We start from the raw sequence: 13,981 nt of genomic DNA, 5'->3' as shown, positions 1-13,981 counted from the left end.
AGAGAAGAGAATGGTACGGTTGGGGGGTCTCGAACCTCCGACCTCAGGTGCCACAAACCTGCGCTCTAACCAACTGAGCTACAACCGCACAAGAGACGCTTGCGCGTCACGGGGCTCACATACGGGGAGTTTTTCTCTTTTGCAAGTCCTTCTCTAATTTTTGCGAAAAAACATATAGAAAGCAAGCGCGTTTTCCCGCGTCCATCCAGCACCCGGATCGGCGGCGTCCCGGTCCACGTGATATTAACTCTATTTCCCAATTCCCTCAGGCGATTATGGACCCGGCGGCCCTGTGAAGTTATTTAAGATTCTGTTAACGTCACGCCGATGCAGGCTGTGTGGTGCCTCATGAGGAGGCCGTGCGGCAGCGAAGGTCACGTAGTGCCAAAGTAGGTTCCGACATGCCCGCCGTTCAATACCCGTTTATCGACATAGCCGTGCATGAGCGCGTTCGGGAGAAATTCGCCAAGGGCGAAGCGCTTGCGCTGTTCTCGATGGACCTCAAAAGCGCGCTGTGGGCGAACGGACGCGGTGCCGCTCTTTTCGGCACGCCGATGATCTATGATTTCATCGAGCATGGGCCGAAAGCGCAGGATGTGACCTTCCGTCAGGTGGCTGGTGCTGCGAGCCGGCTGCAGAAGATTGGCGATCGCCAACAATTCATGATCCGCGTTCCGTCGGGCTTTCGCAGCGTTGCCGTCTCTGCCGCCCTCGAAGTGATCGAAGTCGAGCGGCAGCAGCCGGTGCTTCTCTTCTCCGCTATGTTGGATCAATCCGGCCTGTCACTGGAAGAACGGGCCTGGAGGATGATCGAAGGATTCGATGATCCCGATATTCATATGGCCGTGATGGATGAGAGCGGCGCGATTATTGCTGCCTCTGGCAAATTCGCTAATCTTGAAATTGCACCGCAAACCGCCAGGACTTTGATATCGATGGCGGCGCGCCATACCAGCAAGCTGGTGAAGCGCCCCGTGCCAACGGGCAAGGGCTACCTCCCTGCCGCGACCGCGCAACTGACGCAGGAGCCCGTTCTCAATCTCGTTTTCGTGGTCGAGACCGCGCTCGGCAGACTCGATCCCTCCTCCGAGTTCATCGAGGAGCGGCCTGAACCAGAAGCTATCCCCGTCGAAGAACAGGCTGAGTTGGCGTCCAAGCCTTCGCAGCAGCTGGCGTTCGAAAGCGTTCTCGACGCGGTCGCACAGATCGAAGAGACGGATGATGAGCAGCAAGAGGCGGACGAGCACGGCGTTGCAGAGGCTATCTCGAACGAGGACCAGTCTGTTTTCCTAGCCTATAAGCAGGATACGGACGAGGAGCTCGAAACAGTTGAGGCGGTTTCGCCTGCAGACGATTTTCTTTTGGCAGACGAGAAAAAGCCGGCAGCGGTTTCGACACCAAAAGAAGAGCCCAGCTATAGCGCCACGCACGATAACACCGACGACGCACAGAGCCTGGAAGACGATACACCCGAGGCACAGGAAGCGCACTTCCCGGAGGCCGCCGAGCCCCAGGCGCTGACGATTGACACGCAAGAGCCGACCGACGAGCCAGCACCCCTCTCGCCTTTCGTATTCAATCCGAATGGCCGGGCAAGCCGATTCGTCTGGAAGATCGACGCTGCGGGTTGCTTCAGCTCCATTTCGCATGAGTTTGCCGAAGCCGTGGGGCCGAAGGCTGCGGCTGTCGAAGGCATGAGCTTTTCCGACCTTGCCGCCCTCTTCAACCTCGATCCGGAAGGCAAGATCGCCGAACTCTTGAAGCGTCGCGACACCTGGTCGGGCAAGACGATCTACTGGCCTGTCGAGGGCACGTCCCTCGCCGTGCCGATCGATCTTGCCGCCCTTCCGACCTATACTCGTGCACGTGAGTTCGACGGCTTTCGCGGTTTCGGCATCGTGCGGATCGCCGATGCGGTAGAAGACCCGCATGCGGCTGGTCTTGTGTTGGCTGGAGAGAGCCATCCCGACGACGTGCCAACGATTGCCGAGGAGCAGCAGGATGACGCGGCGGCGGTAGAGCCCGATGTCTCCGCTGACGCCACCCCAACCCACGTCGAAGAACCCGTTCCTTTCTCCTTCGTGGATGAGAATGAGGATGAGGCAGAGGCAGAGGCAGATGCGGTCGAGACGGAAGTGCTCGAAACGGATTCCGTGCCGGAAGAGACGCAGCCGCAGCGCTTCCACCAGCCGCCGGAACATGAGGTTCCGGTGTTGAAGATTGCCGAGAAGCCGGTTCAATCCTATTCCGACAAGGTCGTGCATATCGATGAACACCGCAATCGTCGCGACGGCCTGACGGCCAGCGAACAGGCGGCATTTCGTGAGATCGGCCGCACCCTGAAGCCCGTCGAAGACGAAGAAGCGACGCCGGTTGTTTCTGAAGACTCACCGTCGGACGATAGAGCCGAAGAGATTTCTGTCGAGGCGGAAGCAGAAGACGCTGTTGCGGCTGCTATTGAGACAGACGACGCCAAGGCTAAAGCCGAAGACACAGTTGTCGCCACCGATGCCGTCGACGCCGATCAGCCAGCCGCGCCGACCGAGGACGATGCATTTCACGCCTATACGCGTGGTGACGAGCCTGTGGCCTTTACCCATCCGCCCATCGGCACCCGCATGGAAGGCGGCCATGATGAGGATGAGGCCGCTGCTGCCGAGGAACCGGCCACGCAGGATGAGGACGTCGATCCCGCCATTGATGAGGAGGAGGTCGCGCTCGCACCTTCCACCCGTCTTTCAACGGGATTGACGCCGGAGACTGTCGACCAGATGCCGGTGGCGCTTCTCATCCACAGCGGCGATCGTCTGATCCATGCCAACCCCGAGTTCCTGCGCCTGACCGGCTACACGGATCTCGACGAGTTGACAGCGCTCGGCGGTCTGGATGCGCTGCTGCAGCGGGAAGAATTGGACAATGTGTCCGAGCGCAGCGGCGGCATGGTCGCGGTGAGCGCCGAAAACGAACTCATTCCTGTGCGGGCAAAGCTGCAGTCGGTTCGTTGGGAAGACGCAAGCGCCTTGATGCTGTCGCTTATCCCGACCGAAACGGTACGGGATGCTGCGCCTGTTCACGCGGCTGATGTGACGGGCGAAGAGCCGACAACTGACAACGTAGAAGACTCCGACCGGATGAAGGGCGAGATCGAGGAGTTGCACTCCATTCTGGAGACGGCGACCGATGGCGTGGTCCTGTTGGACGAGGATGGCAGTATCCGCTCGCTCAACCGCTCGGCCAGCGCGCTCTTCAATTACGACAGTGCCGAAATCTCCAACAAGCCCTTCGTCACGCTGTTTGCGCATGAGAGCCAGCGGGCCGTGCTCGATTATCTTTCGGGTCTCGCCAATAATGGCGTGGCAAGCGTGCTGAACGACGGTCGCGAAGTGATCGGTCGTGAAGCCTCCGGCGGTTTCCTGCCACTCTTCATGACGATCGGCCGGCTGAAATCCACCAATGGTTATTGCGCAGTGATCCGCGACATCACCCAGTGGAAGCGGACCGAGGAAGATTTGCGCAACGCCAAGCGCGCGGCAGAGACCGCGAATGCACACAAGACCGACTTCTTGGCGCGTGTCAGCCATGAAATCCGCACACCGCTCAACGCGATCATCGGCTTTGCCGACATGATGGCGACGGAGCGTTTCGGGCCGATCGGTCATCCGCGTTACATCGAATACTCCAACGACATCGTCCGCTCCGGTCGCCATGTCCTCGATATCGTCAACGATCTTTTGGATATCTCCAAGATCGAGGCCGGCCAGATGGATGTGGATTTCAAGGCGGTGGCGCTGAACGAAACCATCGCGGAAGCGGTCTCGCTGGTGCAGCCACAGGCGAACAACCAGCGCGTCATCATCCGGACTGCCTTGTCGCAATCGGTCCCGCCGGTCGTTGCGGATCTGCGCTCGATCAAGCAGATCCTGCTCAACATCCTGTCGAACGCCATCAAGTTCACGCCGTCTGGGGGCCAGATCGTCGTGTCGACGGCCTATGAGGCGAATGGCAGCGTCGTGCTGAGGGTGCGCGACACCGGCATCGGCATGACGCGCTCGGAACTGGAGCAGGCAATGAAGCCGTTCCGCCAGGTCTCGGCTTCCAGCAGCCGGGTTCGTGGCGATGGAACGGGTCTCGGCCTGCCATTGACGAAGGCGATGGTGGATGCCAACCGCGCCAACTTCTCCATCACCTCCACGCCGAATGAAGGAACGCTGGTGGAAATCAGCTTTCCCTCGCAGCGGGTTCTTGCGAACTGATCGGCACAGCTGTTAGCAACATCCGTGGCTGGCACATTACGGTCACGGAAGGATAAACGCCTTGCATCCAGCCGAACATCCAACCGCCGCGTCGATGCGGGCAGGATCGCGCGTCAGTCCGCTGACAATCGCGGCGATGCTGCTTTCCCCGCTGGTCGCGATGCCGCTGATTGCCATTTTCGTCATCGCTCTGACGGGTGGCACCAACGGCTGGCAGCATCTTCTGGTCAACGTGCTGCCGCGGTCCGGCGCGCAGACGTTGCTTCTGCTCCTCATGACAGGCGCCTTCACCACTATCACCGGTGTCACGACGGCTTGGCTCGTGACGATGTTCGACTTCCCATTCCGTCGGCTCCTCTCCTTTGCTCTGGTTCTGCCGCTGGCGATCCCATCCTATCTCGCAGCCTATGCATTTGGTGAGTTTCTGGATTTTGCCGGCCCGGTGCAAAGTGCGTTGCGCGCGCTCTTCGGCTACCAGACCATTCGCGATTACTGGTTTCCCGATATTCGCTCGCTTGGCGGTGCCGTACTGGTTCTGAGTTCGGTTCTTTATCCTTACATCTATCTCTCCACCCGCGCGGCCTTCGGTTTGCAGGGGCGGTTTGCGGCCGATGCGGCAAGGACGCTCGGTGTCGGCCCTTTGCGCCTTTTTCTCTCCGTCCAACTGCCGATGGCGCGTCCTGCAATCATCATCGGCCTCGCATTGGTAATGATGGAGACGCTGAACGATATCGGCGCGGTGGAGTATCTCGGCGTCCATACGCTGACCTTCACCATTTACGAGACGTGGCTCAATCGCGGCAATCTCGCTGGCGCGACACAGATCGCCGCTTGCCTCGTCCTCATCGTGGGAGCGCTTATCGTCATCGAGCGGAGAGCGCGCAGGCGACAGCGTTTTGCAGCCGGTAAAGCGACGGCGATGCATCAGCGCTCCGCAAGAGTAGAACTGTCGCCAGCCCGTGGGTGGCTCGCGACGCTCGTCTGCGCCCTGCCCTTCTTGTCCGGCTTTGCGATCCCCGTTCTCGTACTCGGCAGCTATGCTCTCAAACGGCTGAACGGGCTGGCCGATCCGAAACTCCTCAAGGCGCTGCTTCACAGTCTGGAAGTCTCGCTACCAGTGGCGGTTATCACGTTATTCGGCGGTTTTCTGCTGGCCTATGCGCAGCGGGAACGTCCCTCATGGCCGACGCGCTTTGCCGTTCGCGTGGGCTCGCTCGGTTACGGCATACCGGGCACCGTGCTTGCCATCGGGGTTTTGCTTCCGCTTGCCGGTCTCGACAATGCGGTGGATGGGATAATGCGGAGCCATCTTGGCATCTCCACCGGGCTTCTTTTGTCCGGCACCGCCTTTGCGATCATCTATGCGCATAGCGTGCGCTTCATGACGCTTGCCGAAGGCACGGTCGACGCCGGGTTCCAAAAGCTGTCGCCCCATCTCGACATGGCATCACGCACACTAGGCCGAACCCGGCTTCAGACGCTGCTTGGCGTGTTGCTGCCCAATATCCGACCCGCCGCGATTACAGCATCGCTGCTGGTGTTCATCGAGTCGCTGAAGGAACTTCCGGCCACGATCATGCTGCGGCCATTCAATTTCAACACGCTGTCGACGATGGTATATGAAAGTGCGTCGCGCTCCCGTGTGCAGGATGCAGCGCTCCCCGCGCTCGTCATCATTGCGGCCGGGCTGGTGCCAGTCATCCTCGTCTCACATTCGCTGGACGCTGACGCTTGAAGTGTTCTTGATTTCCCGCATCGTGCTTTCCAAAAAATCGCGTTTGATTTCCGGGCTAATGCTCAAAAAAAGAGGCAGCTGACGCTGCCACTAAATTTGTGCTTTCAACGAGAGTAGGATCGAAAATACATCATGTCTTTTTGGAGCCACCGGCTCTCCATCCCGTCATCGAATGGACCCGCGTTAGATTCATTTTTGGACAATTCACTTTAAGAGAAGGTTAAAACCGCATCCCACCTTTGACGGGCGACAATTCCTATCGGTTGTCACGCGATGGTTAAATCCGGGGCGCGATTTCCCGCATTATCCACCCCAACACTCAGCTCTGAAGCGCTGCGATACCTTCGAAAAGGGAAAGCGCCTCTGGATTGGCAAGCGCTTCCTTGTTCTTGACTGGCCGTCCATGGACCACATCGCGAACCGCCAGTTCAACGATCTTGCCGGACTTCGTTCGGGGGATATCGGCCACCGCAATGATCTTCGCCGGAACGTGACGGGGCGATGCACCTGTTCTGATGCGGTTCTTGATGCGTGAGATCAGCGCATCATCCAGGCTTGCACCCTCCTTCAGGCGAACGAACAGCACGACGCGTACATCGCCGTCCCAGTCCTGCCCGATGCAGAGCGCTTCCAGCACCTCGTCGATCGTCTCCACCTGGTTGTAGATCTCGGCCGTGCCGATGCGCACGCCGCCGGGGTTCAGGGTGGCATCCGAGCGCCCGTGAATGATCAGCCCGCCATGCATCGTCCATTCAGCGAAATCGCCGTGGCACCAGATATTGTCGAAGCGGCCGAAATAGGCGGCACGATACTTTTCACCATCTGGGTCGTTCCAGAACATGATTGGCTGGCAGGGAAAGGGTGCGGTGCAGACGAGCTCGCCCTTCTCGCCGCGAACCGGCTTGCCCTCATCATCCCAGACATCCACCGCAAGACCGAGGCCCGGACCCTGGATCTCGCCTTTCCAGACCGGCTTTACCGGATTGCCGAGCACAAAGCAGGAGACAATATCGGTTCCACCCGAAATTGACGCAAGCTGGACGTCGCTCTTGATGCCGTCATAGACAAAAGAGAAGCCTTCCGGCGATAGCGGCGATCCGGTGGAGGTCACGAGCCTCAGCGCCGAAAGATCATGGGTCTTGCCCGGTTCCAGACCGGCTTTGCGCACCGCATCGATGTATTTGGCCGATGTGCCGAAGACCGCAAAGCCCTCCTGTTCTGCATAGTCGAAGAGCACAGTGCCATCCGGCGCGAATGGCGAACCGTCGTAAAGGCAGAGCGTTGCGCCGGAAGCGAGGCCCGTCACCAGCCAGTTCCACATCATCCAGCCGCAGGTGGTGAAATAGAAGAAGCGTTCGCCTTCTATCAGCTCACAGTGAAAGCGATGCTCTTTCAGGTGCTGGAGCAGCGTTCCGCCAGCCGAATGGACGATGCATTTGGGAACACCGGTGGTGCCGGAGGAGAAGAGTATATAGAGCGGATGGCTGAATGGCTGGCGGACGTAAGTCAGCGACTTGGCCTGGAACGGCCGAATGACATCATCATAGTGGAGAGTGCCGGCTTCATTCTCCTGGTCGGTCTGCGTGGTTCCCGCATAGGGCACCAGCAGTAGCGGAACGCCGAGTTTTTCGGCAGCCGCCTTGGCCTTGTCCGCCACCGCCTGCCGCTTGCCATTATACCAATAGCCATCGCAGGCGATGAAGAGTTTCGGTCCGATCTGCCCAAAACGATCCAAGACGCCCTGTTCGCCAAAATCAGGCGAGCAGGAGGACCAGACGGCACCGAGAGATGTGGCGGCCAGCATCAACGCCACGGTCTGCGGCATGTTCGGCATCATCGCGGCAATGCGGTCGCCAGCTTCTATGCCCCTCTCGGCGAAGGCCTGCTGCAAGCGTGAGACCTCTTCGCGAAGTCGATCCCAGGACCAGCGCGCCTCGGCCTTGTCTTCACCATGGAAGATAATCGCATCCTCCGATCCGCTGCGGCTCAGCAGATTTTCAGCAAAGTTCAGCTCCGCATCCGGGAAGAACCGCGCGTGGAGCATGTCATCACGTTCGATGAGAACGCGTTCGCCTGCCTTTCCGATCACGCCGCAATAAGTCCACACCGCACTCCAGAAGTCTTCGCTTGTCTCCACAGACCAGCGGTGGAAGGCATCATAGTCGACAAAGTTCACGCTATAGCGGTTGGCGCACCAGTCGATGAAGTGCGTCATGGGCGAGTGCGCGATGCGCTCAGCCGACGGTGTCCAAAGTGGGTTGGTGTCAGTCACGGTGGCCTCCTCCTGCCCCCAAATCTACTCAGCCTTTTGCAGCGGCGTGCTCATCCCTCATGCGCTGGAGTTCGCTCCGCTTGGAGGTGATGGACGCGCAGATCACCCCGATCGTGACGAGACCAATCAGGATCGTGCAGACGGCGTTGATCTCCGGCGTCACGCCAAGACGGACCTGCGAGTAAATCTTGATCGGCAATGTGGTGGCGCCCGGTCCCGTGGTGAAACTTGCGATGACCAGATCGTCGAGCGACAGGGTAAAAGCCAGCATCCAGCCGGCGACGACAGCCGGCATGATCAAGGGCAGAGTGATGCGGAAGAAGGTTTTGACCGGGGGGCAGCCGAGATCGAGCGCCGCTTCCTCCAGGCTGCGATCGAAGGTCAGAAGCCTGGACTGCACGACGATCGCCACATAGCACATGGTGAAGGTCGTGTGGGCGATGACGACCGTCCAGAAGCCGCGATCCACCCCGATGGAAACGAAGAGCAGCAGCAGGGACAGGCCGGTAATGACCTCCGGCATGACGAGCGGCGCATAGATCATGCCGGAGAAGAGGACCCGTCCCGGGAAGCGGGCAAAGCGTGTCAGCGAAAGTGCCGCCAACGTTCCAAGAATCGTGCCGATGGTAGCGCTCAGCATGCCGACGCGCAGCGTAATCCATGCCGCGTCCATCAGGCCCTCATTCGACCACATGGACTGATACCAGTGCAGCGAAAATCCGCCCCAGACCGTCACCAGTTTGGAGGCATTGAAGGAATAGATCACCAGAATGAGGATCGGAATATAGAGGAAGGCAAAGCAGATGGTCAGGATCGTGGTATCGAACTTGCCGCGTTTCATGGCTCAACCCACCTTTTTCTGCTGGTTCTGGAAGATGGCGATCGGCACCACCAGCAGGAGGAGCAGGATGACGGCCACCGCCGAGGCGAGCGGCCAGTCGCGGTTGCCGAAGAACTCCGTCCACAGCGTCTTGCCGATCATCAGCGTCTGAGCGCCGCCGAGAAGATCGGGAATGACGAACTCGCCGGTGATGGGAATAAAGCAGATCATCGAACCTGCCACGACACCCGGCAGCGACAGGGGGAAGGTGATTTTCCAGAAGGCTTTCCAGGGCGGGCAGCCAAGATCGGCGGCGGCTTCCAACAATGTGTTGTCGAGCTTTTCCAGCGCCGAATAGAGCGGCAGCACCATGAAGGGAAGATAGGAATAGACGATACCTATGAAGACCGAAGTCTCGGTGCGGAAAATGTTCACCTGCTCGTCAGGCCCAAGAAGGCCGAGCGACTGGAACAGCACGGTCAACAGCCCTTCCGGCTTCAGAATACCGATCCAGGCGTAAACGCGGATGAGAAATGACGTCCAGAACGGAAGGATGACGAGCATCACCAGCGTCGGGCGGACGTGGCTCGGGGCGCGCGCCATAGCAAGCGCCATCGGATATCCGACAAGAAGGAGCAGCACCGTTGAAATGACGGCGATCCGCAGCGAGGAGAGATAGGCTTCGATGTAAAGGGGGTCTTCAGTCAGGAAGATATAGTTGTCGAAATCGAGCTGAGAGAAGAACTCACCGATCCGGCTGAAGCCTTCGAAGACCGGCACGTAGGGCGGCATGGCGATCGCGGTATCGGAGAGCGAGATCTTCACAATGATGAAGAAGGGCGCTGCGAAGAACAGGAACAGCCAAAAATAAGGAACGGCCACCACAAGCCATTGCAGTGGGTTTCGGCGGCTTTCAGGAGAAGGGATCGCCATTTGTCGCTCTCCTATCGCGTCAGAACCAGGCCGGAATCGGATTTCCAGGTGAGCCATACCTTGTCATCGAAGGTGATGGGGCGATCGACCAGGCGCGAGACATTGGCCTGGGCGGCACGCATGATGCGCCCATCATCGAGCTTGACGATGAAGATGGAGAAATCTCCCAAATAGCCGATATCCCAAACCTCGCCATGCGCGACATTTACCGTTTCATCGGCCGGCGCGTCGAGCGAGATGCGGACCTTCTCCGGTCGAACGGCAAAGGCCACCTGGCTGCCGACAGCGGCCTGACATTCCTGCTCCACCGTCACCTTCAGCCCCTCGCAATCCAGCACGACCTGAGCGGGCTTGCCTTCTGCGGGCGCCTTGCTCTCGACCTTCGCCTCGAAAATATTGATATCGCCGATGAAGTCGGCCACGTAGCGACTGTTCGGCGCCTCGTAGATTTCGGCAGGCGTTGCGACCTGCACGACGATACCCTTGTCCATGACCGCAATACGGTCCGAGACGGTCATCGCCTCCTCCTGGTCGTGGGTGACGATCAGGAAGGTGAGGCCCAGCGTCTGCTGCAGATCCATGATTTCGAACTGGGTTTCTTCGCGCAGCTTCTTGTCGAGAGCACCGAGCGGCTCATCGAGGAGCAGTACTTTGGGGCGCTTGGCGAGCGAACGGGCAAGCGCCACACGCTGACGCTGACCACCCGAAAGCTGGCTTGGTTTGCGCTTGGCAAACTCGGTGAGCTTGACGAGGCGCAGCATCTCCGCGACGCGGTTTGCAATATCGGCTTTCGGCAGGCCGTCCTGCTCCAGACCGAAGGCGATGTTCTTTTCCACCGACATGTGGGGGAACAGCGCGTAAGACTGAAACATCATATTGGTCGGGCGCTTGTAGGGAGGCACGCCGGAAATGTCTTTTCCCTGTAGGAGAATACGCCCCGAGGTCGGCTCCTCAAAGCCTGCCAGCATGCGCATCAGCGTGGTCTTGCCGCAACCGGATGGCCCGAGCAGGGAGAAGAACTCGCGCTCGTAAATATCCAGCGTCAGATTGTCGACGGCAGTGAAATCACCAAATCGCTTGGTCACGTTTTCGAACCGGATGAAAGGGACCGAGGATGGATCTGTCCAGGGAGAGAATTTGCGTTTTACCGGGCCGAGTGATTTCGCCATGACCTGCTCTGTTTGATTGCGAGAGTGCCAAACGTGAAAGGGGCAGGCTGTCACCGCCTGCCCCTTTTGTCCAAATCCGATCAGGTGCCGGTTTTTATCTGGGTCCAGATACGGTTCAGAACGCGCTGTTCACGCGGCCCGTATGGCGAGATGGTGAAGAGCTTCTTCATCGTCGCCTCGTCTGGATAAACCGAAGGATTCTTCGCAACCGCCGGGTTCATCAGCGCCTGGGACGCAAGATTACCGTTGGCGTATTGAACAAAGTCCGAAGCCTTCGCAGCCACTTCCGGCTTCATCATATAGTTGATGAAGGCATGCGCCTCTTCGACATTCTTGGCATCGGCTGGAATGGCGAAGGAGTCCATCCAGATATAGGTTCCTTCCTTCGGGATGACGTAGTTGACCTCGACGCCGTTCTTGGCTTCCTCGGCGCGGGTTTTGGCCTGCAGCACGTCGCCGGACCAGCCGATGGTGATGCAGCTATCGCCATTGGCAAGCTCATCGATATAGGCGGAGGAATTGAACGTCTTCACATAGGGACGGATCGCCTTGTAGACATCGCCGCCAGCTTCCAGATCGGCTGTCTCCTTGCTATCCGGGTTCTTGCCCAAATAGTTCATGGCAATTGCAAAGGTCTCGTCCGATGCGTCGAGAATATTGATGCCGCAGGACTGCAGCTTCTTTGCGTTTTCCGGTTTGAACAGAATGTCCCAGCTATCCACCTTTACGTCACCGAGAGCCGCCTTGACCTTGGCGACATTGTAGCCGATGCCGGTCGTGCCCCACATGTAGTTGACGGCGTATTCGTTGCCGGGGTCGTACTGCGCCAGACGCGTGGTAATTTCCGGCCACATGTTCTTCAGGTTCGGAAGCTTGGACTTGTCGAGCTTCTGATAAACACCCGCCTTGATCTGGCGTGCGAGGAAGGGCGATGTGGGGGCCACGACATCATAGCCGGAATTCCCCGCCAAGAGCTTCGTTTCCAGAACTTCGTTGCCGTCATAAACGTCGTAGACGACCTTGATGCCCGTCTCCTTGGTAAAGTCTTCAAGGATCGAAGGGTCGATATAGTCGGACCAGTTATAGACGTGGACGACCTTTTCCTGGGCAAAGGCAGCGCCGGCAGAGAGAACGGCCGTGGCAAAAGCCAGGGTGAAACGAAGCGATCGATAACTCATGATTTCTCCTGATGTGGCGCATGACGAGAAACTGCGCAAACCCCTTTGTTTTGGCAGAGACTAAGAAGGAAAATCAGCCTCCGCAAGCAGAAATGTGCAGTGCGAAAATTTCAGGCAGATGACATTTCGGCGAGGTGGCTGAAGACCTGTACAAAAGCCCGGCAACGCTGGACTCTTTGAGCCAAGTTATTGAAAATCGAAGACGCTGAGGCCCGTCACCATTTCATCGAGACCGAGCGGACGTGTCAGCGGTGCCTCCGCTCGCGACAGGCAGCCCTGTCTTTCACACAATCGGCAAGACGGTCCGATGGCGACTGCACTGGCCGAAGCAGAGAGCGCTTCACCATAGACGATATCCTTCGCGTGCGCCGTTTCTGTCACGATCATCAGAGCCGTACGGCGCACCCGTTCCCCGAAACCGGCCTGAGGTCCTTCGAGCGTGCGTGAGATGGTGATGTAGGAAGCGCCGTCCGGCATTTCCGTACTCTCAACCAGTATCTGCCCTGGCTGGGCAAAGGCCGCATGAATATTGAGCCTAGGACAGAGACCGCCGAATTTCGCTTGCGGAAAGCCCTGCGCGCCTGCCTTGCGAAAGCGGTTTCCGGCACTGTCGGTCTCCATCATGAAGAAGGGGACTGCCGACGATCCCGGCTTTGCCAATGAGACAAGACGATTGGCTGCCTGTTCGAAAGAGACGTTGAAGCGCGCGCGCAGCACGTCGATATCGTAGCGCGCCCGCTGGGCCGCAGCCAGGTAGGCAGCATAGGGCATCATCAAAGCGTGGGCGGCATAGCGCGCGAGTTCAAAACGAGCGATGCGCTTTGCTTCTTCATTTGAAAGCGCAAGCGCCTCCAGCTCCTGCGAGATTTCATCCGTCAGCGCGAGCAAAGACACTTCCATCGCCAGTTCCCGAAGCTGGTCATGCATCGACAGCCGTTCGGACAGAAACAGACGCATGGAATGCCGGTCATATCGGCGGCGCAGATTCGGCATGACATGGACCGGCAGGCTGCGCACGATGATGCCGTGGTTCTTCTGCAACCAGGATTTCAAAGCCGATGCCAGATCGTCGCTCGCTCCGAGTGCCGCATGGAAACTCTCCGCCGCGCCATCCAGAAGAGCGAAATGGGCGGGTCTGCTCTCGAATATCTGCCGGACCTCGTCGATCGGCAGGCGTGTGGCCGACAAGGTCGTCTGATGGCCCTCGCGCGCCAGAAGGTCGGAAAGATCGCTAAGGCGCTTGGCCTGTTCGCTATAGGCCCGGTAGAGCTTGACCACGCCCATGGCGGCGTTGGGTGCGGCTTCGGCCACTTCGACAAGCTCCTGTGGCGAGGGAATTTCACCTGCCAGCAGCGGATCGGCGAAGATCTCCCGCAACTGGCTGGCCGTGCCGCCGCTTTCGCCTTGCAGATCGTCGAGATCGACCTTGTAGACGGAGGCAAGTTTAAGCAGCAGTTGCACCGTCAAGGGACGCTGGTTGCGCTCGATCAGATTGAGATAGGAAGGTGAGATTGACAGCGCTTCCGCCATGGCGGTCTGCGTCAGGCCCAAGCCGTTTCGCACCCGGCGCACGCGCGGCCCTGCAAAGATCTTGGTTTCCGCCATCATCCCTTCCCTTTGA

At 58.9% G+C, this 13,981-nt stretch carries 8 protein-coding genes and 1 tRNA gene; 2 read left to right on the top strand and 7 right to left on the bottom strand.

Annotated elements, in window-relative coordinates:
- Positions 1–11: 11 nt before the first annotated feature.
- Positions 12–88 (bottom strand) — tRNA-His (locus ACTJKV_RS02385).
- A 313-nt stretch (positions 89–401) separates the two neighbouring features.
- Between ACTJKV_RS02385 and ACTJKV_RS02380 the strand changes: the two genes are divergently transcribed.
- Together ACTJKV_RS02380 and ACTJKV_RS02375 are read left to right on the top strand one after the other, a co-directional pair.
- Positions 402–4,253, top strand: coding sequence for an ATP-binding protein (locus tag ACTJKV_RS02380; RefSeq protein ID WP_274100861.1), 3,852 nt, complete (start codon positions 402–404; stop codon positions 4,251–4,253).
- Positions 4,254–4,347: 94 nt separating this feature from the next.
- Positions 4,348–5,988, top strand: a complete 1,641-nt coding sequence (locus ACTJKV_RS02375; RefSeq protein ID WP_274101074.1) for an ABC transporter permease — start codon at positions 4,348–4,350, stop codon at positions 5,986–5,988.
- Between the two features lie 319 nt (positions 5,989–6,307).
- On the opposite strand, the gene ACTJKV_RS02370 is transcribed toward ACTJKV_RS02375, so the two are convergent.
- The 6 genes from ACTJKV_RS02370 to ACTJKV_RS02345 form a co-directional block, all read right to left on the bottom strand.
- The gene (locus ACTJKV_RS02370) at positions 6,308–8,260 is read right to left on the bottom strand and encodes an acetoacetate--CoA ligase (RefSeq protein ID WP_274100862.1); all 1,953 of its coding nucleotides are present in this window, start codon (positions 8,258–8,260) and stop codon (positions 6,308–6,310) included.
- Between the two features lie 28 nt (positions 8,261–8,288).
- Positions 8,289–9,101: an ABC transporter permease gene (locus ACTJKV_RS02365; RefSeq protein ID WP_274100863.1), complete on the bottom strand. Its 813-nt coding sequence runs from the start codon at positions 9,099–9,101 to the stop codon at positions 8,289–8,291.
- Between the two features lie 3 nt (positions 9,102–9,104).
- The gene (locus ACTJKV_RS02360) at positions 9,105–10,013 is read right to left on the bottom strand and encodes an ABC transporter permease (RefSeq protein WP_062426027.1); all 909 of its coding nucleotides are present in this window, start codon (positions 10,011–10,013) and stop codon (positions 9,105–9,107) included.
- A gap of 11 nt (positions 10,014–10,024) precedes the next feature.
- Positions 10,025–11,182, bottom strand: coding sequence for an ABC transporter ATP-binding protein (locus tag ACTJKV_RS02355; RefSeq protein ID WP_274100864.1), 1,158 nt, complete (start codon positions 11,180–11,182; stop codon positions 10,025–10,027).
- 80 nt (positions 11,183–11,262) lie between these two features.
- A complete protein-coding gene (locus tag ACTJKV_RS02350) occupies positions 11,263–12,360 on the bottom strand; it encodes a polyamine ABC transporter substrate-binding protein (protein WP_112358818.1) in 1,098 nt (365 codons plus the stop codon).
- Between the two features lie 186 nt (positions 12,361–12,546).
- The gene (locus tag ACTJKV_RS02345; protein WP_062426189.1) at positions 12,547–13,965 is read right to left on the bottom strand and encodes a helix-turn-helix domain-containing protein; all 1,419 of its coding nucleotides are present in this window, start codon (positions 13,963–13,965) and stop codon (positions 12,547–12,549) included.
- Positions 13,966–13,981: the final 16 nt, after the last annotated feature.

It is taken from the genome of Agrobacterium sp. 22117, from assembly GCF_052045735.1.
GTDB classification, from domain to species: domain Bacteria; phylum Pseudomonadota; class Alphaproteobacteria; order Rhizobiales; family Rhizobiaceae; genus Agrobacterium; species Agrobacterium cavarae.
The sequence above is the reverse complement of the archived record's forward strand: the minus strand, read 5'-3'. Positions and strand labels throughout refer to the sequence as shown.